We start from the raw sequence: 24,460 nt of genomic DNA on the forward strand, positions 1-24,460 counted from the left end.
GGTCACTGCACGACGTTCGTCAGCTGCACCTCGACCCGGCGATTGCGCTCGAGGCCATACTCCGTGTCCCCGAACACCGCCGGCTCGCGTTCCGAGTAGGACTCGGACGTGATGCGTGCCGGTTGGACATGTTGCGAGATCAGGTAGGTCGCGACGGCCTTCGTCCGCTTTTCGGCGAGAGGCGTGTTGTCCTCGATCTTGCCCACCTCGTTGGTGTGGCCGCGTACCACCACGGCATAGTCGGTGTACTGCTCCGCTTCCGAGAGGAAGGCGTCGAGTTGCTTTCGGTGGTCGTAGCTCAGTTCGTGCACGGCACTCTCGAATTCGATCACGGTCCGCTCGCCGCGAAGAAGCGGATTGTAGTGCACCAGTGACGTCCCGTCCGCTTCGTCCACATGCATGCTGGCATCCAGGCGGGTGATTTCGGCGGCGGAGATGTTGTCGATTTCGGTGGTCTGTTTCGGGTATTCGCGCATGCAGCCGGACATTGCCGTGGCAAGGATGCCGACCACCAGGAGTTTCTTTGAAAAGGTCACGATGAGGCCTCTGAAGGTTGGGTTCAGAGGCAAGGTGCGGGGTATCCCTTAAGCTTGGGTTTCCCGCACCTTGGGGTCTCACAGGCCGGTAAAGCTGGGCATCGGCGCCTTGACCTCGCGGAGGTGCTGCAGGGTCGCCAGGAGGGCGACGGCGTACTGAGGCACGTCCAGCTTGCCCTGGGCCCACTTGCCGACCGTGGCCTTGTTCGCGCCGATCAGACGGGCGAACTTCGATTGACCGCCATAGCCGTAGAGCTCCTGGAGCGCTTCCGCGAACTCGGAACCGGTCATGAAGATCGTCTTGTTCTCGTCCTCTTCCGGCTCGACGAAGACTTCGACCAGGGAATAGTTGGCCGGACCATCGCGGCGGATCACGCCTTTGTTCTCGAGGGCTTTCAGCGTGCGTTGGTCGCCGACCGATTTCCCGTCTTCGCCCTCCAGGGCCCCGCCCGACGTGCGGATGTGATTGACCACCTCCCGCTGGCGCTGGGAAAGCGCAACGGTCTTGGATGCGTTGCCGGTCGTCTTGGGCTTCTGTGCGATGGTCTTCAGCATTACTCGATCTCCTTTTATCTACTTTATGCCTGAGGCGTGAAGTTTTGTCAACAAATTATATGAATAGATCGAGTTTTTTCTTTCTGGCCTGTGTCGAGCCCAATTCATGAACGCGCCTGGCGCGCTTTTCCTGGAGGCGCATCGTGGGCGCCTCGCTGAGAACAGATGTGGATTGTTCACGACTTGAGAGGGTGTTCGCGACATCCTGAATGCAGAGTGCCCTGCCCTGTTCCGAATAGAACCCGCCATTGAACTGTGTCCGGCGCATGACGACCTCCTTCATCAGGTTCACGGCCTCCGGGGCGGGCTTTTCGGGAGCGGACCAGAACCGATCAAGGGTGCCTTCATTGGTTATCGGCGCAAAGTTCCAGAATGCCTGGCCAAGTGCCTTGACTGGAATGCCTCTCGTCAGAGCGTCGAGGCCGAACGAGCTGTTGATCGTTACGCAGCCGCGGCAGTTCTCGACGATCTCGCTGACAGGGCACTTGTGCACGAAGACGACGCGGTCGGCGACGCCGAACTGCTTCGCGATCCGGTAGGTATGGCTGCGCCAGTGAGCCCAGCGGCAATCGTACGGATGACTCTTGATGACCAGGGCCCGGGATCCATCGGCATGCTTGGCGAAGGATGCGATCAGGAAATTGATGAACTCCGCGTTTCCCTTGAAGGGGCTGTACTTCCGGATCTGGAAATCACCCTCGAGTTGCAGAGGCGCGAGGAAGTGGTCGGTCGTCTCCAGGGCCCTGAAATCGTCGATGTCGCCTTCCTCGGAGTGTCCGATTGCCCGGCCGGCCAGGGTCTTCATCCATCCCGACAGCTCGGTGAGAGGCGGTTTCATCCGGTGATACTGGAAGTGCGGGTACTTTCCCGCGAGCGCTTTCGCGACCGCATGGTACTTTCCCAGGCTTGGCAGGAATTCCCGCACCCATGGGGTCACGGAATGCTGCGACGGGGTCGGAAGGGTCTCGATACCCTCGGCCGCGGCGATCAGCTCTTCCCGGGACGACGGAAGGCTGCTGCGGGCATTGACCCCGTAGTGGTCGAGGGTAATCCAGTTCGGCCGGAAATAGCCCTCCTCGAAGACCCAGACGCGCGTGTCAGGGTTCGCCTCGGCGATGCTTTCGATAGCATCTTCATGGTAGGATCTGCGGTCTCCGAACAGCACGATATCGGTCACCATGTGTTTTCTGCAAAGGGACAACAGATGCGTTGGCCAATTGGCGGCCGGATCCGTGAAGCTCTCGCCGTCCGGGAAGAAGGCTTCGTCGCCACCCCAGAAGTTCACCTTGTGAACGTGATGTCCGCGGGCCTTCAGAGCGTCGGAGAGTTGCTTGAAGAATGGACCAATCGGCCCCTGGAGGAAAAGGAAGCTGCGCATTGGAGGCATCACGTCACCGCCTTCCTGAATTTGCGGAGACGACGGTTCCACCAGACCGCGATCATGTAGGAGCGGGGCGCCCGGGGCCATGCCCGGCCGCTGAGGATGAGATTGATTGTTTCCTCGGCCGTGATCTCCTCACCGGTGAAGGGGTCGACGTAGACCGGGTAGGCGCAGAAGGCCCCGTAGACCAGTTCTTCGAGCGACAGTGCGCGATAACCGCGTGTTTTCGAGGTGTCCGTCGTGAGGCCCCAGCCGGCGTAGAACGGCAGCCCGTGGCAGACCACGTGGGCGCCGTGAATGAGCGCCTCGAGGCCGGTCTGGGACGATGCGACGTGGACCTCGTCCGCTTCCTGCATGAGCGCGAAGAGATCTCCCTTGGTAGACTGGGTGATACCGAGTTCGTTCAGGACATCGGTTGGAACCGTGCCCTTCCTGAGGCCGCATGTGACGTCGGGATGCGGGCGGTAGATGATTGCACCGTAGGGGTTCAGATCGCGCACCCGGCGCAGGAGATCCTCGTTGCTGTCGATCCCCGGCGCACCGTAGCGCAGGGAGGCGTCGTCTCCCACCTGGCCAATCACGAGGATCCTTGAACAGGCGAGATCGTCGGTCGGCCACTCGGGCATTTCGGCCTTGGTTGATTTCAGATTGTACTTGGTGATCTTGCGTTCACGCATCAGCCGGATAAGCCCGTGCCCCCGTGCGCGCTCGGCATCTGTGAATTCGTGGGTTTCCAGAAAGGCTTCCAGAGTGGACACGGTCCGCGCGTCGTAATGAATTCCGCGGTCCGAGAAGCACAGGCTCGCCGGCATGTTGAGCTTGATCCCGAGGCCGGAGGATCTGATGAATCCGTCTTCCACGCGAATGAGATCGACGTAGAGATGATCCGCTGCCGCCTGAAGGCCTTCCGACACAGAAGAGGCCCAGCATATCACGCGCCCATCCAGGTCGGCGGCCAGTTGGACAGCCTCGGTGTAGTTCCGCAAGGACATGAATTTCGCGTTCTGCCGGCCTCCCACGAAATTCAGGAAGTTCTCCCGTTTCCAGGGCGTGATGCCGAGGCAGATGTTGAATTTCGATTTCAGTTCATGGGCGCAAACAAGTGTCATGGATAGGTCAGTCGAGCTCTTCACAGGTGTTGTCCGGAAGAACCGCGATGACCTTGGGTCGAATTGGCCGAAGACGCTGCTCCCGGATATTTTTGCGAATATCGCGCAGGGCAGTTTCGGCGGAATTTACATCGAGCTTCGTCAACTGGACGCCGCGCAGCGCAGCGAGGCCGTAGTCCCACCACCGAAGCCTTTCGAGCTCCTGGATGATCTCGGGGGTGAACAGGGGTCTGATCGAGCGTGCCGGGACACCGCCGACCACGGTGTAGGCGGGGACATCCTTGGTGACGACGGATCCCGCCGCAATGATGGCACCGTTTCCGATGGAGATACCGCGCCGGATCGTAACCCGGCCGCCGATCCAGACGGAATTTCCGATCAGGATCTTCTTGTCGGGGCTCCCTTCATCCCTTCGGTACTCTTTTTGGGCCTCGAGGATATGTTCCGGGTTCTCGGCGTAGAAGTCTGCGACCTCATCCCATTTTTGGCCCCAGGTCCCTTCGAAGATCGGGTGCGAGCATATCGATCCCACCCGATGCTCGGGGGAACCACACTGCAGATCGGGGGCGATGGCCGTGAACCGGCCCACCGCTTCGACCTCCCGGATGACCGACCGGCCCCCTCCGAGGTAGGTGAAGGCGCCGATCCGCCCGATATCGAAGCGCCCCGGTCGAAGTTCGCAGGGGGTCTCCATTTCGACGCGGGTATTCCTGCCCACGCCGAAATGGATCTCGTCGTTGCGGGCGGCGAAGGTCACCCGCCGCTCCTCCAGGAAGGATCTCTGGGCCTGGATCATTTGCCCTTGCCACCGTAGACGGCGGCACCGAGGGCCCGGACGAAGGGGTTCCGGCTGTCCCGGAAGAACACGTACGGCTTGCGGCGGAACTTCGATTCCCGGCGCTCATCCGAGAAAAGCGCGATGTTCGCGGCGATGAGCCGCCGCAGGATCGCCTTGGCTCCACGCCGCCACTCCGGGGTTGCGAGCTTGGCAGCCTGTTTCTTTTTGGAGGCGGACTTCTCGGTCAATGGCTTGTCCGCGAGGGCGCGGGCGCCTTCCTTCCAGATTGTGCGGGCCTCCTCGACCGTCTGTCCCTGAGGCGGAATGAGCCAGAGTGGGCCGCGTGCGTTGTAGCTGTCGTCGAAGGGGATCCCTTCGAAGATCCGGGCGTCTTCGCGGCTTGGGCTCTTGAGGAAGGCGAGGAACGGCTGAACCGCTTCATGACCTGGCAGGTCGAAGTCGGGCAGGCCGAAGATAGAGGTCCACGTTCTCGTGAATTCCTCGATCCAGTGGTGAAGCTCCTCGGCCAGGGTCTTGCGGCGCACTTCCCCGGCGGTGTTGCCGGCTTCAGTGACCTTCCTGGCCCCGTCGTAGTACAGGAAGCTGTCATCCGAATTCAGGAAAATGGCTTCGAACATGGAAAGATACCGCTTGTAGGGGTGTATCGAGTTCCGGGTTGCGAGTCTGTCCCCGAAATACGACAGCGCGACATGGCCGCCCTTACGAAGGGTTTTTTCCACGTTGTCGTAAGTGCTGAAGTACAGGCCGAGCGTGTTTTCCAGGCCGAGAATATCGGTAATCCCGCGCTGGATAGTTCCACCATGCCCGATATCGACGAACGCGATTTCAGCCCCGTCCCGCTCGGAATGCAGGCCGAAGTCTTCGTAAACCCGCGTGAGATCCTGACGCTCACGAGACGCTTCCTCGAGGATACGGTTGCGAACGTGGTGCCCGTCGAACAGGAGCTTGGCGACAAGATCCCGGTCTTGCGTATAGCTGACGACCCGGTCGAGGTGCCCCAGTTCGGAATCTTCGATCTCCTGCACAATCTCGGGAGTGAAAACCTTCACGCCGAACCGGGACGAGAGGAGCTCTCTCAGGGTGCAGTTGTCGAACGGCGTCTTCAGGACGTCCGCGACGTCGGCTTCGGTATGCAGTCCGGCCATGCGCGTCGAGCGCCGAGAAGCCGGAATGTAGTGCAGTTCCGGGTCGCTTCCCATTCGCAGATGTTCGCAGCACCGCATCGGGATGTCGCCATCCCTGGCCAGGAAATAGATATCCTTGATCCCTGCGTCTCGGGCCGCCTTCAAGATCCAGTTTGCGAAACCGAGGAACACGGGCCCGAGGATCGAGTACCCAAGGACGTTGAGGTGCCCATTGGTCATCCCCTTTCCCGGCGTGTAGGGCTGCGCCGTCAGCATCGTGCTTGTCATGCCTTCGACCGCCGAACGAACGCAGGCGTCGGAGATCCGGGCATGGGCTTCTCGATAATACGGCGCATCTCTGTGAACAGCCGTCTTGGACGGCAGGTGAGCGACACTGAGGCCAGCCGCCCTGCCCTTTTCGATGTCCGCCTTGTCGTTGTCGCCGATGTGAAGGATCGACCCCGCGGGCGTGTTCTCGGCGTCGAGGACCACCTTGAACAGATTGCCGGTTGCCTTGAGCCGTCCGTGGTCCGAGGACAGGTAGATCGCGTCCGGTTGGTATCCGGCGTTTGACAGGAACCGGTCAATCGTCTCGGCCGAGAAGTAGGTGTCGGATGTGAAGATCACCCGCTTCCCGATGGCGCGCGCGAAATCGTAAAGTTCACGTCCGGCCCACCGCGGGCGCAGAACGGCTGCCTCGGCATCCCGTTCGACCTGCAGAAGTTCGTCCTTGAGGACCCCGGGCCATCCCTGATGGCCGGCCATCGCCTCGTACCGTTCCGCGAGGCAGACTTCCTCGCCGTTTGCGAGATGCCGTGCGAGATGGCGGGACGATTTCCGGAGCGCCACGAAATCGACGGGGTCATGACCAGCTGCAGCGATCCTCTCTTTGATGTCGGGAGCGATCAGAGTGAACAGATCGGATGGTTCTCCCACTTCGCTTTCTAAGATGGTGTCGAAGATATCGAAGGAGATGATGTCCGCCGTCTGGATTTGGTCCTTGATGGTGTTCAGCTTAATCTCAGACTGAGCGGATTTTGCGGGCGCGGTGGGCAATGACTTGGAAACCGCCTCGGAAACTGTCTGTGAGGTGTCCGGCCGTGATGTGATCTTCTGGACCTGCGGCTTGGATGCAGTCGCCCCGAACTTCCGCAACTGTTCCAACTTGTCGATTTGTGCGTAGCTCCAGTAGAAGCCGAGCATGTCCCGCATCTTGTCTTTCGGGCTGTCGAATTCCGTATGGGGAACGGCGCCGAGAGGTGTGTGGCGGTCTCCGTATTCGGCCAGCAGGATTTCGGTCCAGAAACGCGGGCTGAGGAAGGCATGCATGATCGACGCGTAATGGGTCTCTGCAGGACCGTCGAAGAGCGGGATCACCGGTTGGAAGAGGCATCGCGTCGACTTACCGAAAAGCTTCGCTTCTTCGAGTACGGATGACGAGATCGACATGACGGTGCGCACGTTCGGATGTGCGATCACCTTGTACGTCGGCAGGTCCGAGACCGTGACGTTCGGGATCGTGTCCAGATAGGCGAGAACGGCTTCGTCGCCTTGCTTGAGGTATGGATGACGAAGGTAAAGGACTTCGTCGTGGTCACGCGCGAGGGTTTCGATTTCCTGGCGGAAGTCGAGTGCATCGAGAAAGCGCCCGTCCCTGAAGACGCTCTTGTCGTTGTTCATCTGCCCGATGAACGCGGCCGAATTCTCCTTGATCGGAAGCTCCTTGCGCTCCCATCCCTTGAACGCCTGCACGCGCAGACGATCCGCGTACATTTCCATTTTGGAGCGAGGGACAGCCCAGTCCTCGATCAAGGTCTGCATGCCGGCACGGCTGGCCCGGAGCGCGAACAGGATGTCATCCATGAACCGGACCGGATGCAGCCAGATGTCGATGAAATCCGCGCCGACGGCTTCGATGAGCGCCCGGGTCTGCGGCGAGAGCTCGTACCCGATAACAAGATCGCCCGGTCCGATGACGCGACTCAGGGTCTCGCGGGACGCGGAACTGATGTCTGTCCCGGAGAAACTGAACTGGGCAACTTCAGGATCGAGTTCGATCCCGCTTTCGCGGAAGAACTTCTCCCGGTCGAAGCTCTCGAAATCCGAGTCGGTCCAGCAGCAGACTTGCACCGGCGAGGAAGACACCCTGGAGGCTGCTTCCCGGAGAGGTCGGTTGAGAATATCGTTGAGCCAGCGCAGGTTGGATGCCTGCTCGAAAGCTGATGATACCAGGAAATCGCTCGAGACAATGATGCGGTTAAGGGATGACATCCTGTTCGCGCTCCGCGTTTAAATCTTGGCAAGTCCGTCGAAGGCGACAAGACCTTCGAGAAGGGCCTCGAGTTGGTCCAACGGGATCATGTTCGGTCCGTCCGAAGGCGCGGTATCCGGATCTTCGTGGGTCTCGATGAAGAGGCCGGCGACGCCGATGGCCGTCGCCGCTGAAGCCAGGGTCTTCACGAACTGTCGTTGTCCACCCGAGGTCGTGCCGTTCCCGCCAGGCTGTTGTACCGAGTGCGTGGCGTCGAAGATCACCGGGTAGCCGGTTTCGCCCATGATCGGCAGTCCGCGGAAATCGGTGACCAGAGTGTTGTAGCCGAAGGAGGTGCCGCGGTCGCAGAGCATGATGCGCTCGTTTCCCGTGGAGGCGATCTTGTCCGCCACGTTTTTCATGTCCCAGGGCGCCATGAACTGGCCCTTCTTTACGTTGATCGCTGCGCCCGTCTCGGCGGCAGCCAACAGAAGGTCCGTCTGCCGGGACAGGAATGCCGGAATCTGCAGGACCTCGCAGACTTCCGCCACATGAGCGCACTGTCCCGCTTCGTGGACGTCAGTCAGGACCGGGGTATTGTACCGTTTCCTGACTTCGTCGAGGATCGCGAGGCCTTCGTCCATGCCGACGCCCCGCGGCGTGTCGATGGAACTCCTGTTCGCCTTGTCGAAGGAGGACTTGTAGATCAGCTCGAGTCCGAGCCCTTCACAGATACCGGAGATCCGCTCCGCAGTCTCGAGGGCATGGTCCAGAGACTGGATCTGGCACGGTCCGGCGATCAGGGTGAAAGGGGTGTCGTTGGAAATGGTGTGGTCACCGACAACGACGCGCTTCGGTGAAAGGGCAATGTCCTGCATTCAATCCTCGAATTAGAAATGTCGCCTGCTTGGTAAAAGACAGTCGGCATTATTTCAAGGATATTCTTCCAGCCTAACCTTAGTAATCTTTTATCAAGACAAGGGTCATCCTTGTGAGCGCGCCGACGGCACCGATCACGCAGAGTGCGAAGAGGAAACTGATGAGGCGCCTGGGGTATGTCGAGAAATCCGCGAGGTCCGGGTGGTCGATGATCACGAGGTGCTTGCGGGACTGCATGGCCTGCACCTTTGCCATCTCCAGCGTCTTCCGGGCGGAGACATAGTTCTCGTTCGCAAACTGGAGGCGGCTCTTCAATGTACTGAACTGCACGCTGGTATCTGCCAGGCTGTCGTCGTCCGCACCCGCCATGCGATCCCGTAGGTTCGAGATCTGGCTCTCGAGATTGCTGATTTTCCGGCGCTGGGCGATCACCTGGTGGGTGTCGTCCTGCAGGTAGCTCTGCAGGCTGTCGAGCTCCGACTTGGCTGCTGCCAACTTGGTCTCGAGCTCGGTTAGCGTAGTGGCCACCACTCCCAGGTCCGTTTCCGGGTCAACCGTCTTCGCGGTCCTCTGCGCGTTCCGGATCTCGTCCGTGATCCGCATCACGCGATCCTGGGCAGCTTCCAGATCACGTCTCGAGTAGTCGATCATTGTCTCGGATGAGCGTTCCGTGAAGGCGTTGATGTAGTTCTCCGCCTCGGTCAGCAGGAAACGGTTGAGCTTGCGGGCAGTCTCCGGGGAGAAGGCGTTGGTCTCCACGGTGGAGACCGCGGCCTCTTCGTCGAATGTGAATTCGACCATTGAGCGGTAGTGTGAGAGCTTGGCCTTCACGGGGCTGTCGTCCGTGATGTACCACAGAATGTCCTGGAACGGGCCGCTCAGCGCGTCAGTCCCGAACTCATTGAACGTCTTCTCCATCATGTCACGGGACATCATGTAGTCTCGCACGATCAGCTGATCCTGCTTGGCCGCACTGGTGCCGCCGAGGATCCCGAGGTCGAGGTTCGTGGCAGCGGAGGCCTCGCCCTGAGACTTGATGGTGAACCGGCTTTCCGACACGAACCGATCTCCCGCCAGGATGAACAGGTAGACTGCGGCGATAAGGGCCGGCACGAGCAGGATGGCGTGTTGCATCCTGATTTTGGAGAGCGTTCTGGAAAGGTCCATGTTATCGATCTTCGATGCTGTTGAATTCTTTGAAGGCGCTGTCGACGGTGTCGAAAAGCTCGAGGCGGCCGTGTCGCAGGAGCGCACAGCGGTCACAGAACTCGCGGACCGTGCTTTCGTGGTGCGAGATCAGGACAACCCGGGACGACTGGACCTTTTCCAGCAAGGCTTTCCTGCTCTTCTCTTTGAACAGTCGGTCGCCAACCGAAATGATCTCGTCGATCAGGTATATGTCAAATGACACCGCGAGGCTGAGGCCGAAGGCCAAGCGTGATTTCATGCCACTGGAATAGGTCTGCACGGGCATGTCCATGTATCCGCCGAGTTCGGAAAACTCTTCTACCTCTCCCATGATCTTGCCGACGTCCTGTCCGTAGATCCGGGCGACGAACTCGACGTTCTCACGCCCGGTCATGCTGGGCTGAAAGGATCCACTCAGGCCCATCGGCCAGGAGACCTTCCCTTCCGGGATGATCCGGCCAGCATTCGGAAGCTCCGTGCCCGAGATCATCTTCACCAGGGTCGACTTGCCGGCACCGTTCATCCCGAGGATGCAAAGTCCCTTGTCGGCTTCGATGTCGAGCGAGACATCGTCCAGGATGTATTTCCGGCCCTCGGGCGTCCGGAAGAACTTGGTGACATTCTGAAACTCGAGCATCCTATCCCCTGATCGCGGCCTTCGGGCTACGCTCTGCGAAGATGAGTGCTGCAAAGCCCGCCGCGAGGACGACCAGTATCACCACCAGAATATATCCGACGTTAAAGAAGGTGGACGGATAGTTCTGAAAGATTCCGTGGCGGACCAATTCGGTGATGTTGAGCATGGGGTTCCACAGGAAGATGTCGCGCGCGAACTGGGGGATCATCGACGCCGAGAAGAACACGCCGGACGTCAGAAACATCGCGCGATTGAGGATCGGGATCACGCGTTTGACCACCGGTGTCAGCGACAGGATCGCCGCGGCAAGGACTCCGGCCGCGAAGCCCAGCGCTGCCGCGAAGACCAGACCGAAGAAGACGAACGGCAGGCGTGCGATCTCGTCGACGAGCTCGAAGTAGAACGCCAGGATCATGCAGATGACGAAGGTCATCACGTAGATCATGATTTCCAGCAGGCATCGGGCGACAAGCGTGTCGATGGGTTTCAGAATTGGATAGGACAGCAGTGTGCTGTTGGCATCGATAGCCGACATCCCGCGTGTCATGGCCTTGGAAAACAGGTGGAACGGTACGACGCCGGCGATCATGAACACTAGAACCTCGGCGCCGTGAGGGGCTCCCCTGTCCGTGGCCATGAAAATCACCGCGAAGAAAGCGACCTGGACCATGGGCTCGAAGAACGCGCTGGCGAGACCGACGAGGTTGCCGCCGAACCGTTTTTTGGCCTCCCGCAGGAGCAGAGCGTCGATCACTCGCAGGCGTGTCTGGTAGGTCTCTTGGAGCGACATCATGCCTCCTACGGGGAAACGATGGTGTTTGCGGTCATGGCGACCTGGTAGGCGATCCCGAGCATTTCCTTGGCCAAGGCGAAGCCCTTCCCGTCCATCCCGGGCAGCGAGATGATCTCGTCGCCGTTGCGGATACGGTCATCCGGGGAGAGGATCTCGGAACTTCCGTTCGGATGGTTCACGATGAAACGCTCGTCGTCACCGTTGGCCGTGAGGCCACCTGCCATCGCGACGTAATCCTTCACGCGCAGGCCGGGCTCGAAGACGAAGGCATTCGAGATCATGACTTCACCCGACACCGTCACGACATCCGACTTCTCCGGGATGACGATCCGATCACCGTCTTTCAGGATGATGTCGGATACCTCGCCTCCACGGGAGAGAACGATCTTTCCCGGGAACGTCACCTGGGAAGCTGTTTCCACGAAGCCCTGGACCATCCGGGCTTCGTTGGCACGGATTGTTGCGGTCGCCCCGGTCCTGGATCGCGTGGTCGCGGATTTCTGGAGCTGCCGGAGGCTCTGATCGAGGGCCCTCTTCTGCTTTGCGGCAACAGAGGCTCTCTCGATGTGAACTGCCTTGGGCAACGCCACGGAAGGGTCGATGGAAACGAAGGAGAGCAACTGCTTCAGGGAGGCTCCTTTCTTGAGGGCATAGTTCTTCTGCCCCTCCACGGCGCCTTTCAGGGCCACGGAGACGGTGTCCGAACGTGCGTCACGGGTGAAGAACACCTCGTCTCCGTCCTGGAGGTCAAATGATGCGAAATCCGCCTTCCGAAGGTAGATGTCCTCGCTGCCATCCTGGCCTGGCCGGCGAACCAGTGCGTGGGTGGTCCCGGGCTGTGGGTCCGCGGTTTCGATGAGAGCACTGCCAGACAGGCGTTTTCCCGGAAACTCGAAGATATTGGTGTTCCGGGCACCCCTGGCGACCGTGACCGAGGGCATACGATCATCCACAATGATCGTGTCACCGGTTCTGAAATCGAACTCGGCCATTTCGCCGTTCTTCATGAATTCGTAGAAGTCGTAGCTGGCCTTCACGAAGGTGTCGCGCTTGATCTTGACGTCGCGATAGCTTCCCGAGGCCGGGTGAATGCCACCGGCCTTGATGATGTAATCGAGAACCGTGTCGCTTTGGGTCCCCTCGAAGCGGCCGGGATGGGCAACGTTGCCGGTCACGTAGACCGAGATCGGATTCACGTCCGCAAGTGTCGCATAGACCGAAACGTTGTCCCGGTAGACGTCCCGGACGGCCGCCTTGATCGAGGCCTGGGCCTCGGACATGCGCTTGCCGGCGACATCGACAGGGCCGACCTCGGGAATGAAGACATTGCCTTCGGCATCGACCATGATCAGGTTCTCGAACTGCTGTGCTCCCCAGATCCGCAAGAGGATGCGGTCGCCGAAGCTTACCAGGCGGTTCGGGTCGGTGATCGCCGATCCAGGCCCCGGCGGCGTCGCCCGAAACAGGGAAGCGCCGAAGGGCTCGATGCGCGTATTCTGCTCGGGCCCGGTTTCTTCGCTGGGTGCGGACGCCGGTTGCTCCCCGCCCCGCCCTGCCGCATCCTGTTGAGCGACAGAAGTGCTGGCCATGAGGGTCACGGCCAGGCCGGCAAGTGCAGCCAAGAGCATTGATGGCATTGTCATTGGGGGTCCTTTTCTCAATGCGAGCCCGAGATGATGTCGCTGACGACGACCTCCCGGCCGGCGGTCTGGCACCGTGCAGCCGGAGATCCACCTGTCTGCATGCGGCAGCGCTCACCGTTTCCGGAAATGAACTCTCCCGGTGCGAGCTTCGGGGTCGTCGGACGGATAGTTTCGCGGTCCTCCGGAACCCGGAAATCCCGAACCACTGGTTCTTGCGCTTCGGGGTACGTGGTGGGCGCTGCGGATGAGCAGGCCGACAGCGCGCCAGCGACCGCGATCAACAGGGCGAATGACCGCATCATTGGACCCTCACGATCCCGACCGGTTTCCGGCCGTCGACCACGAGGCACGCCTTTGTTGCCTTGTTCTGCATGCGCGCCACCGCGGTTGCCACGGTCTCCTGCGGGGAAACCACAGGTTCTGCTTGCCGGATCACGCTCTTGGCCGTGGTCGTGTATTCCGGCTTCACGTCGTCTGCCTGGATCAGGCCGATCAGGTTGCCATCGTCATCGACGACGCCGGCGATGTCGAAATCCTTGCGGGCCATGGTCCACATGATCAGCGTGGAGCGTTGGTCGATAGAGACGAGTGGAATGTTGTCGCCCGTCAGCATGGCGTCCTCGACACGTTTCGTGCTGGCCCCGAGTGAGCCGCCTGGATGGAGTTCATTGAACGCGTCGCGGGTGAAATCATTCTGTACGCACAGGCCGACTGCCAGGGCATCGCCCAGCGCGATCTGCGCGGTTGTCGAACTGGTGGGTGCGAGACCAAGGCTGCATCCTTCTCCCGCCTTGGGCAGCACCAGGGGGGCAGTGGATGCGCGGGCCAGCTGGCTTTCGGCGCCCATGGTCATGCCGACGACCGGAATATCGTTGCTGACCGCGTACCGCACGATTGGAAGCAGTTCGCTCGTGTTGCCGGAGTTGGAAAGCGCAAGCAGGACGTCGTCCTTCGTGAGCATTCCCATGTCGCCGTGGGATGCCTCGGCAGGGTGGACGAAATGGGCGGGTTTGCCGAGCGAGGCCATGGTCGCCGCGATCTTTCTGGCCACATGGCCGGACTTGCCCATGCCGCTCAGGATGATCCTGCACTTGGCACGGGAAAGGACCTCCAGAGCCTTGTCGAACTCCGGCCATCCGCCGTCGAACTGTTCGGTGATCCTGCGTAGAATGTCCGTTTCTGCATGTAGCAGGCCGGAGATCGCCTGATCCTTACAACTTTTCTGAACCTTTTCCATGCTATCCCTCAAGAAATCGATGCTGTCTTCTAGTGTCGAAGGTTAAAATGAGGATTAATTCATCATGTCGACGAAGGAAAATACGCGCCCGAAGCCGCAGGACCGCAAGCAACCGAGCCCGCCGAAGACGAAACGGAAAGCTCCCCAATCCCCGCCTGCCGTTGTCGATGTCCGGCTTACCAACCCCGACGACATTTCGGCCGTCGCGCGCGGATATGCTTCGACGGCCGAGCCGTTCTGGATGAAGCTTCCGCGGATGCTCTACTTCTGGGGACGGTTTTTGCTCTTCCCGGTGACCGCCCTGAAATTCGTTATGGAGTTGGCGCTCTGCGGCATCCTGCTGAGCGTCTTTGGTGTGGTCGGTATGTGGGCGACGGGAATGCTGACCAAAGACGAGGTGATGCCCTACATCTCCGATGTCGGTGAACGGACTCTCGAGCTTCTCCGGGCGCTGGGCTTTCCGATCTGAGATCCATTTTCAGGAAGTTTGCGTCCACAGGTCCATTTCGCACGCAATTCAGGGAGAATGACCATGCCGAAGAATCCGCTCACGAGTGCGCAACGCGCCGCGACCGTGGCTCAACGCATCCTGTCCGGAGGCCGCATCGCCTCGTCGAGTGAGGACATTGGTGGTGTTCAACCGGCAGGAAACAGCCGCGATTTCATCGAGGCAGTCGCCAGCCAGGTTGGCCCGGAAGTCATGGGCGCCGCGGAGCGGATTCGTGAGCGGTACTTCGCGAACCAGGATGCTCGGCAGGAGTTCGATGAAGATGCGGAGGCGGCAGACGATATCGACACCGCGGCCGACGATGAGTACGAGCCGAACGCCGAAGACATGTCCCTGGCGGTCGCCGCCTCGGCCATCGTTCGAAGGGAGGAGACCGGTGGCGCCGTCGCGGAGCCGCGCACCGACCGGACGTGGCACCGGTTCACAAACCTCGCCATGTCCCGCACGCATCGGAATTACATGCAGAACGCGGCATCGGGTCTTTTCGGAGCCTTCCCCTGCTTCGGGGAGATCGCGCAGCGAGAAGGTAATCAGGCCGCGAACCATCTCAAGACGGTCCTGCGCATCCAGCCGCAGGTGGGAGACCCGAACATGAGCCGGGCCCGGGGCGCGCTGCCGGTCATTCAGCACCAGATGCGCTTCAATGCCGATGATGAGCTCGAGCGGGTCGGGCGCTGGATCCGCGAGAACGCGCTTGTCCTGAGTTCGAGTTCCATTCGCTTTCGGGATGTCCTGCCCGACTACGCGCCCAAGATCATGTTCGCGGTCAGCGAGGACGAAACATTCCTTCTTGTCGAGGAGAACGTCGGTGTCGCGGACTATGCCTTCAACAGAACGTCCGGCCGGATCGACGTGACGGTCAAGGATCGCAAGACCGTCAACAACGGGGATACGCTCACCGTCCTCGACATGACCGGTCTGGAAGAGGTCATCCGGCAGTCCCATGGCTTTGTGACCTTCGACGAGGACAGCGACCTTTCGGTGGTGAGTACCGGGGATGCGGAACTCTCGGTCATGTACACCGGGGAACGGCCCCTTTCCGGCGGGGATCGATTGACCGGTGTTCTGCAAGCTCCGAACGATGCCTTCGACCAGGCCCTGAAGGAGACGATCAGCGACCGCCTGAGCGCCGTCGGCGTGATGGATGCCGGCAAGGGTGGTCGCGCGCCAGTAGACGGCAAGTACATCTACGCCTGGCCCGGTGGTCGTCGCTACTATGAACAGCATCCTGAAAAGCTGGCCGAGCTCGTCGAAATGATGATGGCCCGAGAGAGCATCGAATTCACGATGGATGCCGCTGGTCTCCCGCGGAAGGCGGGAATGACGCGCGCTGCCCTGCCACCCGAACGCGAGACGACGTCGACGGCTACAGCGCAGATCGAGGCGCAACCGGAACACCCACCCGAAGCCCAGGACACTGCACCTGAAAACGTGCCCCAGGAAACCGAGGAGCCGTCGCAGGCCGACAGCCCAGAGGGTGAGACCAGACGAAGCGTCACACGGGCCCGACCTCGCCAGGCGAAACCCGCGACCAAGCCGGTGAAGGCCCTGGCCGTCTTGAGAAACACCCTGGGTTTCCAGATTGCGGACGTGGCGAAGGGCGTCGGTGGCCAGTCGACCAAGGCGGCCGTGAAGTCACTGGATGAAGGCGGCTATCTCGTGGTTCTGCCCTCCGAAGATGCACCTCTGCCACTGGCCAGGGAGTTCCAGGTTGAGCACCGAACCGCTCTCACCGAACCCAGTGAGGAATGCGGCCGGATCAGCGAAGGCATGTCACCCGAGGACATCGAGACGGCCATCTTGGATTCCGTTCGGCTCGCCGCACCGCGGCCGACCTGATCAGGCCTCTACCGAAACTGAAGGCGAGCGGGCTCGGGGGCGATCCTCCCGGGCTTGGTCGCGTTAAACATTCCGAAAGATAAGCAGGGATAGTGTGGCGGCATTGAAGAATAGGTCTTTCGATGCCAGCAAAGAGAAACGGTCGCGGTCTCTCTGTCAAGGAGCGCAAGCTCTACAACAGGGGCATTTCGGATATTTTCAAAAAGCAAGGTGAAGACGTCTTGGCGTCCAAAGGCGGCCCCGGCGAGTTTACGTCCACGACTGACGACATCAGTGAAACGGTCGACCGTTTGAACAAGTCCGTGAAGAAGGTCAACAATGCTGATATGATCTGGGCATTCCTCAACCGCATCAACCTTCCTGCCCACATCATCGAAACAGCGACACCGGGCAACAACTGGTACATCTTCACCCAGGAGAAGGGCGTGTATCTCTTCAAAGAGGTTCGATATCGTGATTTCAATGATTTTCGGATCGAAGACCTGCCCGCGCCTGTCCCTTACGTCGATCCTCTTCGGAAGATACATCCGTGCCTGTTCAATCATTCCACCGAGCAGACATTCCTGTCCAGGGTAGAGCAGAGCGGTGTTCTGGATGATCTCGTTGGCGTTCCGCTTCTCAAGGTTGACAACCATCGGAAACGCAACGCGTCATTGGGATCCATCGAGATCGATGGCGTCATGGCGGAAGAAACCCCGCGGGGGCGCAAGCCGGTCGTGGCCCTGATTGAGGTCAAGGGCATCGACGAAAAGATCAGCTACGAGCAGGTCGTCCATCATTATCGGCTCGCCCATGAAGAATATGGTCCGATGGACCCCTGTTCGATTGCGATCCAACTGATCACCAAGAACACGGCGCGGGTTCTCAAGTTTAGCTTCGAGTCGACGTACGAATGTGATGTCGCGCAGGAATGGTATATCACATTCGATGGCGACTACCCCGACGATCTTTTCCAGCAGCCGGCCGTCCACCGGGTCCACTGAAAATCCTTAACCTCCTGTAACGCGTCGCATCTCAGTTCCCTACAAGAACAGGGAATTGACGATGAGCGATCAGAATCCAGATGACGATAGCGTACCATCAGACCTCACGCTGTGCAGCATGGCGGCGGTCACCTACGGCGAGGCACTGAGGTCTCATTTGATCGGGAAAAGCCGGACTGCCGGCGGGCACGGTGATGTCCGCATCAACGTTCTTCTCGATCCCGAGCGCCAGTTCGCAATTCTCAGGATGCTGTTCCTGGACCATGGCGGAGGCGTCTCCTGTTCCGTCAATCCGACCGATTTCGACGCGACGCTGGCCTGGATGCAGCGCCGGACCTGCCTAGGGCATCCCGATCTGACGGCGGCAGGCGATCTTTGCGCATTGAGGCGCAAGATGTCGCAACTGGACGTGCTTGAAGCGGAGCGTCATGCCGGCGTCATCTTCCGCGCAATCAAGAACAGTCGCGTGCATTCTGGCAAGCCGATCAATGTTATTGGATAAATGTTGACACGCCCGATCTATTCTATATGATGGCCAAAAGAGCAGGAGAAAACCATGATTGGGTACGCTGAAGGAAAGGTGCAGAAAAAGAAGCCCGGAGTAATCGTTCTGAACGTGAACGGTGTCGGGTATGTCCTCAATTGCCCGGCTGATCTGGCGCGCCGGTTCGAGGTCGGGGACGACGCTGCCTTCCATGTCGAGATGAAGACCACGGAGAATTCCTCGATCCTCTATGGCTTCGAAACCGAGCAGGATCAGGAACTTTTTGTCCAGCTGAACAAGGTGCAGGCCGTCGGTGGCAAGTCGGCGCTCTCGGTTCTGAGCGCGCTCGGTTTCGTGGGCTTCTGCAACGCGGTCGTGGACAACGACGAAGGTCTCGTCTGCCAGGCCGAGGGCGTGGGCAAGAAAACCGCGGCCCGGATCATTGCGGACCTCAAGTCCTTTGCCGAAGAGCACGCCCAGCCGGCCCTGCCGAATGGCGTCGATGCGGCCCGGGTGCGCGGCGTGGAAAAGGCCGTGGTGGCCGCGCTCACGCAGATGGGATTCAACAAGAAGGATTCGGAAACGGCTTTCGGTGCCGTCGTCGAGAACCACATGGCCCAGGATGACCTCGTGGCAGGATCGATGGTCAAGAGCTGCCTGCGTGAACTCGGTGGTCAGCCCTCCGCGTCCTGATAGGCTTCGACCGGGATTTCGACACCGACCTCTCCCAGCATCTGGTAGATGTGAGCGAAGGCCTCATCGGAGGCCATGGCCTCGTGCTTGCGTTGCGACAGGAACGCCTTGATCTTGTCGCTGAACAGGATGGCCGCATCGACCACGGGGTCGGTTCCCTGTTTGTAGGCGCCGACACGGATGATCTCTTCCATGTCCTCGTAGCGCGAGATGAGCGCCCGGGCTTCGTTCATGATCCGCAACTCGATGTCGTTGTGGCAGTCAGGCAGCATCCTGGACACGCTTTTCAGGAGATTGATCGCGGGGTAGCGCCCTCCTTCGGCAATGCGCCGGTCCAGGACGATGTGCCCGTCGGTGATCCCGCGAACGGTGTCCGAAATCGGTTCGTTGTGATCGTCACCATCAACGAGGACCGTGAAGATGCCGGTGATGTCTCCATCGTCCGCCGGACCGGGACCGGCGCGCTCGAGTAGCTTGGGGAGTTCCGAAAAGACCGTGGGCGGATAACCCTTCGTCGTGGGCGGCTCGCCAGCGGACAGTCCGATCTCCCGCTGCGCCATGGCGAAGCGCGTGACGCTATCGAGCAGGAGCAGGACATGCTTCCCCTGGTCCCTGAAGTACTCCGCGACTGTGGTGGCGGTCCAGGCGGCTTGCCGCCGCATCAGGGGCGGCTCATCCCCGGTCGAGACGACGAGAACCGATTTCGCCATGCCTTCCTCGCCGAGGTCATCCTGAATGAAGTCTTGCACCTCCCTGCCCCGTTCGCCGACGAGTCCGATCACGATGACATCGGCGGTCGCATTGCGGGTCAGCATCGACATCATCGATGATTTCCCGACACCCGACCCGGCGAAGATACCCAGGCGCTGACCGCGGCAGACGGGTGTGAACACGTCCATAGACTTGATCGCCGTGTCCATCTTCGGGCCGACCCGTTTTCTCGCGAATGCGTTGAGCGGCTCCCCTTTGAAAAACCGCGAATGTCGGCCTTGCTGCAAGGACCCGCCCCCGTCGACCGGGACCCCGAGCGCATTCACCACGCGTCCGATCCATCCCTCGCAGGGGTAGATCACGTCTCCGTCCGTTGCGGTCCGGACTTGGTCACCGATGCCGATGCCGTCCCATGCCCCGAATGGCAGCAGGACAATGCCGTGTTCCGAGGTTCCGACAACCTCGGAAAGAACATCGCCTCGCTTGCCCCGGACAAAGCATCGTTCACCAATGCCGACCGAGGTCTCGAGCCCGGAAGCAACCAGGCTCATGCCGGTGATGTGCGCGACCTTGCCGTAGCTCGTGGACCCCGGGACATCGCGCAGCCGGGAGTTCAGGGAAGAGATGTGTGTCTGCATAATCAAATAAACCAAGGATTAAATTGGATAGGTCAGAATATACCAGACAAAAGCTTACAGGAGAAGAACAAATGGATCTTGGATCCCTGGACGTCTTCCGGACGGCATCCCAACGGATGCACCATCTGTCCACCCGCCAGCAAGTCCTGTCGGAGAATATCGCCAACTCGGATACGCCGGGGTACCGCACGAAGGATGTCGAAGCCTTCTCGGACTACGTTTCCGGGGCCCGGTCGACCGGTCTCTCGAGCACGCATGCGCGACATATCGGATCGATCCGGGGTGGCGATGTTCAAGTGGTCAAGCCGACCTCATGGGGCGAGAGCCCGAACGGCAACAATGTCATCCTGGAGGAGGAAACCATCAAGGCGGCCGACACGGCCGACAACTACCAGTTTGCCACGCGCCTCTACACCAAGGCCTACGGGCTCCTGAAGGCCGCAACGACGATGAGAGGATAACGACATGGACGCGATTTCGACGATCATGAAAACGGCTGGCAGTGCGATGCGGGCCCAGACCAAGCGCCTGGAGGTGACCTCGGAGAACGTGGCCAACGCCCAGTCCACCGGTGACACCCCTGGCGCCGACCCCTATCGCAGGAAGACCGTGACCTTCGGGGGCATGGTACACAAGGCATCAGGGGCGCCCATGGTGGAGGTCAGGGATGTCGGTCGTGACATGTCCGATTTCCCGAAGGAATACCGCCCCAATCACCCCGCTGCCGACCAGTCCGGATATGTGAAGATGCCCAACGTCAGCACGCTGATCGAGATGACCGACATGCGTGAGGCGTCGCGGGCCTACGAGGCCAACATGAACATGCTCACCAATGGCCGCCGTATGCGCAGCCAGATGATTCAGATGATGAAATAAGGATCCTGATAATGGCACTTGAAACTCCGCTTCTCAACGGCTCCATCCGCGGCGCCTACAACGTTTCCAACAGGCTCCCGCGCGTGTCGGCCGAGGACAATCAGGTCGAGACTCCCAAGAGCAGCTTCCCCGCGATGGTGAAGGATGCTGCAGCGGATGCCGTCGAGACCGTACGTGAGGCCGACACAGCGATGCAGGCCGGCCTGCGCGGGGAGATCGGCACCCAGAAAGTCGTCGAGGCCACCATGTCCGCGGAGGCCACGATCACCACGATCACGGCAACGCGTGACAAGCTGGTCGAAGCGTACCAGCAAGTTCTACGCATGCCGATCTGATCGCATCTGTTCTTGCCTTTCCTCCGGTTTCCTTCTAGTAAGGGATCCGGAGCGAAGGATAACATGACTGAAGCCCAAGCACTCGATATTCTTTCCGAGTCCGTCTTTACCATTCTGAAGGCGGCAAGTCCGATTCTGGCGTCCGCGCTCTCAATCGGGCTGTTCATCGCGTTCTTCCAGGCTCTAACCCAGATCCAGGAAATGACGCTGACCTTCATTCCCAAGATTGTCGGGATCCTCGTGGTTCTCATGATCAGCCTGCCCTGGATCTTCCAGCGGGTGGATGACCTCGCCCAGCGCATCTTCGACATGATCGTCATGGCAGGTGTGTCCTGACCATGCGTTCTGCCCTTCTCGCTCTCTCCTTGAGTGTTTCGGCGCTCGCTGTCCCGGCGGTTTCGGCCCCGGGCGGTTGGAGCTGGCTGAGCAATGAAGGTAACGAGACCACGAACGGCCAGATGCGCCCGAAGGCCGTCGGTCAGGCGGATGAAGACGTCTGTGCCGCGCATATCAAGAGTGCCCAGAACCGCTACGGGATCCCCAATGATATCCTGCTCGGAATAGGCCTGCAGGAAACCGGACAAAAGGCCGATCATGGGAAACTCGCGCCCTGGCCCTGGTCCGCGAATGCCGCCGGCAGGGGGCGCTGGTTTGACAACAAGGATGACAGTCTCGAATGGGTCCGGCATCAATTAGACAGCGGCACGGATTCCGTCGATGTCGGGTGCATGCAGATCAATTTGCGCTGGCATCCGGAGGCCTTCAACAGTCTCGAAGATGCCTTCGATCCGGCAAGCAACGTCGACTATGCCGCGCGGTTGCTGGTGCGCCTGAGGAAGCAGGTGGGAAGCTGGGAGCTTGCCGCGGGCTCCTACCACAGTTTCACGCCAAAATACCGTCAACGCTACCTCGGATCCCTTCGGAACAAGTTTCGATACATCGAGCGCAATGCCACACATTACGACCGTATCGCGCAGGCGACATCCCGGCCCGATCCCGGCAGACAGGTCGACCAAGCCACTGTGCAACAGAACGCGTCCGGTCCTCTTTGGAACGCCGCCCTGAGTGACGGCGGCTCAGCCCGGGAGGATGGAGACGGGTCACTATACTCGAGCGGTGCGATTTCGCCGCTCTTCGTGAATTGAGAAGGACCACATTTTCATGACGACTGGACCAGACATCGGACAGAAAGGTAAGCTGGCGGCCCTCGGGACGTCCAACAAGGACATTGGCTTTGCCCTTGGCATCGTCCTCGTGCTGGCCGTCCTGTTCATCCCGTTGCCGAAAATGCTGCTCGATTTCGGTCTCGCCATCTCCCTGACGGTCAGCATCCTCGTGTTGATGGTGGCTCTGTGGATCCGGAAGCCTCTCGAGTTCGATGCCTTCCCGACGCTGCTCCTGGTGGTCACCATGTTGCGGCTGTCACTGAATGTCGCCTCCACGCGCCTGATCCTGTCGGAAGGCAACACGGGGACTTCTGCGGCCGGCGATATCATCGAAGGGTTCAGCCAGGTCATCGTGGGCGGCGACTACGTCATCGGTGTCGTGATTTTCACGATCCTGGTCGTGATCAACTTCATGGTCATCACCAAGGGCGCGACGCGTATCGCAGAGGTTTCGGCTCGCTTCACCCTGGACGCCATTCCCGGCAAGCAGATGGCCATCGACGCGGACCTCGGGTCCGGCGCCATCGACGACGCGGAAGCCCGCCGGCGGCGGGATGAACTCAACGAGGAATCCAGCTTCATGGGGGCTATGGACGGTGCCTCCAAGTTCGTTCGCGGTGATGCCATTGCCGGCATCATCATCACCCTGATCAACGTGGTGGGCGGCATCATTATCGGGGTAATGCAGCACGACATGACGGTTGCCTCGGCGGCGAACAACTACACCGTGCTGACCATCGGTGATGGTCTCGTCTCCCAGATCCCGGCGCTGGTCGTCTCGCTCGCCGCAGGTCTGATCGTCACGAAGGGGGGCCGTGAGGGGGCGGCGAACGAGGCCATTTTCGATCAGCTGGGGAAATATCCCCGCGCGATGTTCATGGCCTCCGGACTTATCCTGCTCCTTGGTCTCTTGCCCGGGTTCCCGTTCGTGTTGTTCCTGGTGCTGTCGGGGGCCCTCATTGCGCTCGGCGTCTTCGTTCAGAAAGAGACCCAACGAAAGGCACGCGAAAAAGCCGCTCAGGAGGCCGAGGAAAAGGATCCGAACGTGTCCTATTCGGAGGAAGCTCCGGAGCAAATCCTGCGCCTCGATGACATGAGACTGGAACTTGGCGGCGGCCTGGTTCCAATGATCTCGAGCATGGACGCCGCGCTTCCCGGCAACGTCCGCTCGCTCAGGAACCTCTTCGCGGAGGAGTTCGGCTTCATCCTGCCGCCAATCCGGATCGTCGACAACGCGGAAATGGAGGGGAACTCCTACACGATCAGCCTTCAGGGTTCGAAGGTGGCCGAGGGGGACATCCGCCCCAACGCGATGATGGTGATCGACCCGGCCAACGGAAAGATCAATCTGAAGGGGGAAAAGACGCGCGAGCCAACGTTCAACCTCAATGCGATGTGGATCGACCCGAACCTTGCAGAAGAGGCCGAGCAGCAGGGGTATACTGTGGTCGATCCGGAGAGCGTGATCACCACCCACCTTACGGAAACGATCAAGGAGCACATGCCTTCCCTGATGACCTATGGTGCGGCGAGAGAGCTCGTGGAGAACCTCGACCGCGAGTACCAGAAGTTGCTCTCGGAAATGAACCAGCAGGCTCCGACGGTGATGCTGCAGCGGGTTCTGCAGAACCTTCTCGCCGAGCGGGTCTCGGTGCGGAACCTGCCGCTGATCGTGGAGTCTCTGACAGAGGCGGCTTCCCAGAGCTCGAACCTGGCCTCGATCACCGAGCACGTGCGGCAGAAGCTTTCCAACCAGATCTGCCAGAGCCTCGTGGACTCCAGCGGCTTCCTGCCCGTAGTGGTGATGTCGGACGCCTGGGAAAACGAATTCGTGCAGTCCGTGCGTCAAAACGGAGACGATACCGATTTCGTCATGGCCCCCGCGCGGGTTCAGGAATTCGTGCTCGATGCCAAGAAGGTTCTCGAGGTCTTCGCCCAGCGCGACGAATGGCCGGCGGTGATGGTCACGCCACAGGTGCGCGTGTTCGTGCGCTCCATGCTGGAGCGCGTGAGTCCGCAGACGGCGGTTATCAGTCACAACGAGGTCCACCGGAAGACGCCCATCAAGACGGTCGCGACGATCAGCTCGGAGTGA

At 60.3% G+C, this 24,460-nt stretch carries 23 protein-coding genes and 1 pseudogene; 11 read left to right on the plus strand and 13 right to left on the minus strand.

Annotated features, from left to right (window positions below; translation table 11 throughout):
- Positions 1 to 2: 2 nt before the first annotated feature.
- The 12 genes and pseudogenes from SALMUC_RS28405 to SALMUC_RS20280 form a co-directional block, all read right to left on the minus strand.
- Complete coding sequence (locus tag SALMUC_RS28405; RefSeq protein ID WP_021120713.1) at positions 3 to 536, minus strand: OmpA family protein; 534 nt, start codon at positions 534 to 536, stop codon at positions 3 to 5.
- 78 nt (positions 537 to 614) lie between these two features.
- The gene (locus SALMUC_RS20230) at positions 615 to 1,091 is read right to left on the minus strand and encodes a helix-turn-helix domain-containing protein (RefSeq protein WP_020040073.1); all 477 of its coding nucleotides are present in this window, start codon (positions 1,089 to 1,091) and stop codon (positions 615 to 617) included.
- A gap of 55 nt (positions 1,092 to 1,146) precedes the next feature.
- Positions 1,147 to 2,469, minus strand: coding sequence for a capsular biosynthesis protein (locus SALMUC_RS20235; protein WP_020040072.1), 1,323 nt, complete (start codon positions 2,467 to 2,469; stop codon positions 1,147 to 1,149).
- An 8-nt stretch (positions 2,470 to 2,477) separates the two neighbouring features.
- Complete coding sequence (locus SALMUC_RS20240) at positions 2,478 to 3,581, minus strand: capsular polysaccharide export protein, LipB/KpsS family (protein ID WP_020040071.1); 1,104 nt, start codon at positions 3,579 to 3,581, stop codon at positions 2,478 to 2,480.
- Positions 3,582 to 3,756: 175 nt separating this feature from the next.
- Positions 3,757 to 3,960, minus strand: a pseudogene (locus SALMUC_RS31890) (DapH/DapD/GlmU-related protein); the annotation flags it as partial.
- A 413-nt stretch (positions 3,961 to 4,373) separates the two neighbouring features.
- Positions 4,374 to 7,775, minus strand: coding sequence for an HAD family hydrolase (locus SALMUC_RS20250; protein WP_020040069.1), 3,402 nt, complete (start codon positions 7,773 to 7,775; stop codon positions 4,374 to 4,376).
- Positions 7,776 to 7,793: 18 nt separating this feature from the next.
- Entirely contained in the window at positions 7,794 to 8,633 is an 840-nt protein-coding gene (gene kdsA, locus SALMUC_RS20255; protein WP_020040068.1) for a 3-deoxy-8-phosphooctulonate synthase, read from the minus strand.
- Between the two features lie 79 nt (positions 8,634 to 8,712).
- Positions 8,713 to 9,801: a KpsE/RkpR family capsule polysaccharide export protein gene (locus tag SALMUC_RS20260; protein WP_020040067.1), complete on the minus strand. Its 1,089-nt coding sequence runs from the start codon at positions 9,799 to 9,801 to the stop codon at positions 8,713 to 8,715.
- Position 9,802: 1 nt separating this feature from the next.
- Positions 9,803 to 10,459: an ABC transporter ATP-binding protein gene (locus SALMUC_RS20265; protein WP_020040066.1), complete on the minus strand. Its 657-nt coding sequence runs from the start codon at positions 10,457 to 10,459 to the stop codon at positions 9,803 to 9,805.
- 1 nt (position 10,460) lies between these two features.
- The gene (locus SALMUC_RS20270; RefSeq protein WP_021120717.1) at positions 10,461 to 11,249 is read right to left on the minus strand and encodes an ABC transporter permease; all 789 of its coding nucleotides are present in this window, start codon (positions 11,247 to 11,249) and stop codon (positions 10,461 to 10,463) included.
- A gap of 8 nt (positions 11,250 to 11,257) precedes the next feature.
- Complete coding sequence (locus SALMUC_RS20275; RefSeq protein WP_198014638.1) at positions 11,258 to 12,889, minus strand: polysaccharide biosynthesis/export family protein; 1,632 nt, start codon at positions 12,887 to 12,889, stop codon at positions 11,258 to 11,260.
- A 304-nt stretch (positions 12,890 to 13,193) separates the two neighbouring features.
- The gene (locus SALMUC_RS20280; RefSeq protein WP_020040063.1) at positions 13,194 to 14,132 is read right to left on the minus strand and encodes a KpsF/GutQ family sugar-phosphate isomerase; all 939 of its coding nucleotides are present in this window, start codon (positions 14,130 to 14,132) and stop codon (positions 13,194 to 13,196) included.
- A 64-nt stretch (positions 14,133 to 14,196) separates the two neighbouring features.
- On the opposite strand from SALMUC_RS20280, the gene SALMUC_RS20285 reads away from it, so the two are divergent.
- The 5 genes from SALMUC_RS20285 to ruvA all read left to right on the plus strand — a co-directional run bounded on the left by SALMUC_RS20285 (position 14,197) and on the right by ruvA (position 18,639).
- A complete protein-coding gene (locus tag SALMUC_RS20285; protein ID WP_020040062.1) occupies positions 14,197 to 14,601 on the plus strand; it encodes a hypothetical protein in 405 nt (134 codons plus the stop codon).
- 63 nt (positions 14,602 to 14,664) lie between these two features.
- Positions 14,665 to 16,479, plus strand: a complete 1,815-nt coding sequence (locus SALMUC_RS20290; protein WP_020040061.1) for a hypothetical protein — start codon at positions 14,665 to 14,667, stop codon at positions 16,477 to 16,479.
- A 122-nt stretch (positions 16,480 to 16,601) separates the two neighbouring features.
- The gene (locus SALMUC_RS20295) at positions 16,602 to 17,462 is read left to right on the plus strand and encodes a hypothetical protein (protein WP_020040060.1); all 861 of its coding nucleotides are present in this window, start codon (positions 16,602 to 16,604) and stop codon (positions 17,460 to 17,462) included.
- Positions 17,463 to 17,523: 61 nt separating this feature from the next.
- Positions 17,524 to 17,964: a hypothetical protein gene (locus SALMUC_RS20300; RefSeq protein ID WP_020040059.1), complete on the plus strand. Its 441-nt coding sequence runs from the start codon at positions 17,524 to 17,526 to the stop codon at positions 17,962 to 17,964.
- Between the two features lie 54 nt (positions 17,965 to 18,018).
- Entirely contained in the window at positions 18,019 to 18,639 is a 621-nt protein-coding gene (gene ruvA / locus SALMUC_RS20305; protein ID WP_020040058.1) for a Holliday junction branch migration protein RuvA, read from the plus strand.
- On the opposite strand, the gene fliI is transcribed toward ruvA, so the two are convergent.
- The gene (gene fliI / locus SALMUC_RS20310; protein ID WP_020040057.1) at positions 18,621 to 19,988 is read right to left on the minus strand and encodes a flagellar protein export ATPase FliI; all 1,368 of its coding nucleotides are present in this window, start codon (positions 19,986 to 19,988) and stop codon (positions 18,621 to 18,623) included. The genes ruvA and fliI overlap by 19 nt on opposite strands.
- Positions 19,989 to 20,059: 71 nt before the next feature.
- On the opposite strand from fliI, the gene SALMUC_RS20315 reads away from it, so the two are divergent.
- The 6 genes from SALMUC_RS20315 to flhA all read left to right on the plus strand — a co-directional run bounded on the left by SALMUC_RS20315 (position 20,060) and on the right by flhA (position 24,460).
- On the plus strand, positions 20,060 to 20,449 hold the full coding sequence (locus SALMUC_RS20315) for a flagellar basal body rod protein FlgB (protein WP_020040056.1): 390 nt from the start codon (positions 20,060 to 20,062) through the stop codon (positions 20,447 to 20,449).
- Between the two features lie 4 nt (positions 20,450 to 20,453).
- Positions 20,454 to 20,864, plus strand: a complete 411-nt coding sequence (gene flgC / locus SALMUC_RS20320; RefSeq protein ID WP_020040055.1) for a flagellar basal body rod protein FlgC — start codon at positions 20,454 to 20,456, stop codon at positions 20,862 to 20,864.
- Positions 20,865 to 20,875: 11 nt separating this feature from the next.
- Positions 20,876 to 21,199, plus strand: coding sequence for a flagellar hook-basal body complex protein FliE (gene fliE, locus SALMUC_RS20325; RefSeq protein WP_020040054.1), 324 nt, complete (start codon positions 20,876 to 20,878; stop codon positions 21,197 to 21,199).
- A 63-nt stretch (positions 21,200 to 21,262) separates the two neighbouring features.
- A complete protein-coding gene (locus SALMUC_RS20330; protein ID WP_020040053.1) occupies positions 21,263 to 21,535 on the plus strand; it encodes a flagellar biosynthetic protein FliQ in 273 nt (90 codons plus the stop codon).
- A 2-nt stretch (positions 21,536 to 21,537) separates the two neighbouring features.
- Positions 21,538 to 22,344 (plus strand): lytic transglycosylase domain-containing protein, encoded by an 807-nt coding sequence (locus SALMUC_RS28410; RefSeq protein ID WP_021120725.1) that lies wholly within the window; start codon positions 21,538 to 21,540, stop codon positions 22,342 to 22,344.
- A 16-nt stretch (positions 22,345 to 22,360) separates the two neighbouring features.
- Positions 22,361 to 24,460: a flagellar biosynthesis protein FlhA gene (flhA, locus tag SALMUC_RS20340; protein WP_020040051.1), complete on the plus strand. Its 2,100-nt coding sequence runs from the start codon at positions 22,361 to 22,363 to the stop codon at positions 24,458 to 24,460.

Source organism: Salipiger mucosus DSM 16094, assembly GCF_000442255.1.
In the GTDB taxonomy this organism is placed as follows: Bacteria; Pseudomonadota; Alphaproteobacteria; order Rhodobacterales; family Rhodobacteraceae; genus Salipiger; species Salipiger mucosus.

What these genes read in the sequence shown, in the direction of transcription:
- flhA (WP_020040051.1), top strand. Translation starts at nt 22,361, where the DNA reads ATGACGACTGGACCAGACATCGGACAGAAAGGTAAGCTGGCGGCCCTC.
- SALMUC_RS28410 (WP_021120725.1), top strand. Translation starts at nt 21,538, where the DNA reads ATGCGTTCTGCCCTTCTCGCTCTCTCCTTGAGTGTTTCGGCGCTCGCT.
- fliI (WP_020040057.1), bottom strand. Translation starts at nt 19,988, where the DNA reads ATGCAGACACACATCTCTTCCCTGAACTCCCGGCTGCGCGATGTCCCG.
- SALMUC_RS20295 (WP_020040060.1), top strand. Translation starts at nt 16,602, where the DNA reads ATGCCAGCAAAGAGAAACGGTCGCGGTCTCTCTGTCAAGGAGCGCAAG.
- SALMUC_RS20330 (WP_020040053.1), top strand. Translation starts at nt 21,263, where the DNA reads ATGACTGAAGCCCAAGCACTCGATATTCTTTCCGAGTCCGTCTTTACC.
- SALMUC_RS20260 (WP_020040067.1), bottom strand. Translation starts at nt 9,801, where the DNA reads ATGGACCTTTCCAGAACGCTCTCCAAAATCAGGATGCAACACGCCATC.
- SALMUC_RS20280 (WP_020040063.1), bottom strand. Translation starts at nt 14,132, where the DNA reads ATGGAAAAGGTTCAGAAAAGTTGTAAGGATCAGGCGATCTCCGGCCTG.
- fliE (WP_020040054.1), top strand. Translation starts at nt 20,876, where the DNA reads ATGGCACTTGAAACTCCGCTTCTCAACGGCTCCATCCGCGGCGCCTAC.
- flgC (WP_020040055.1), top strand. Translation starts at nt 20,454, where the DNA reads ATGGACGCGATTTCGACGATCATGAAAACGGCTGGCAGTGCGATGCGG.
- SALMUC_RS20315 (WP_020040056.1), top strand. Translation starts at nt 20,060, where the DNA reads ATGGATCTTGGATCCCTGGACGTCTTCCGGACGGCATCCCAACGGATG.
- SALMUC_RS20270 (WP_021120717.1), bottom strand. Translation starts at nt 11,249, where the DNA reads ATGTCGCTCCAAGAGACCTACCAGACACGCCTGCGAGTGATCGACGCT.
- SALMUC_RS20265 (WP_020040066.1), bottom strand. Translation starts at nt 10,459, where the DNA reads ATGCTCGAGTTTCAGAATGTCACCAAGTTCTTCCGGACGCCCGAGGGC.
- SALMUC_RS20240 (WP_020040071.1), bottom strand. Translation starts at nt 3,581, where the DNA reads ATGACACTTGTTTGCGCCCATGAACTGAAATCGAAATTCAACATCTGC.
- SALMUC_RS20300 (WP_020040059.1), top strand. Translation starts at nt 17,524, where the DNA reads ATGAGCGATCAGAATCCAGATGACGATAGCGTACCATCAGACCTCACG.
- SALMUC_RS20275 (WP_198014638.1), bottom strand. Translation starts at nt 12,889, where the DNA reads ATGCCATCAATGCTCTTGGCTGCACTTGCCGGCCTGGCCGTGACCCTC.
- SALMUC_RS20250 (WP_020040069.1), bottom strand. Translation starts at nt 7,775, where the DNA reads ATGTCATCCCTTAACCGCATCATTGTCTCGAGCGATTTCCTGGTATCA.
- kdsA (WP_020040068.1), bottom strand. Translation starts at nt 8,633, where the DNA reads ATGCAGGACATTGCCCTTTCACCGAAGCGCGTCGTTGTCGGTGACCAC.
- SALMUC_RS20230 (WP_020040073.1), bottom strand. Translation starts at nt 1,091, where the DNA reads ATGCTGAAGACCATCGCACAGAAGCCCAAGACGACCGGCAACGCATCC.
- SALMUC_RS20285 (WP_020040062.1), top strand. Translation starts at nt 14,197, where the DNA reads ATGTCGACGAAGGAAAATACGCGCCCGAAGCCGCAGGACCGCAAGCAA.
- ruvA (WP_020040058.1), top strand. Translation starts at nt 18,019, where the DNA reads ATGATTGGGTACGCTGAAGGAAAGGTGCAGAAAAAGAAGCCCGGAGTA.
- SALMUC_RS20235 (WP_020040072.1), bottom strand. Translation starts at nt 2,469, where the DNA reads ATGCGCAGCTTCCTTTTCCTCCAGGGGCCGATTGGTCCATTCTTCAAG.
- SALMUC_RS20290 (WP_020040061.1), top strand. Translation starts at nt 14,665, where the DNA reads ATGCCGAAGAATCCGCTCACGAGTGCGCAACGCGCCGCGACCGTGGCT.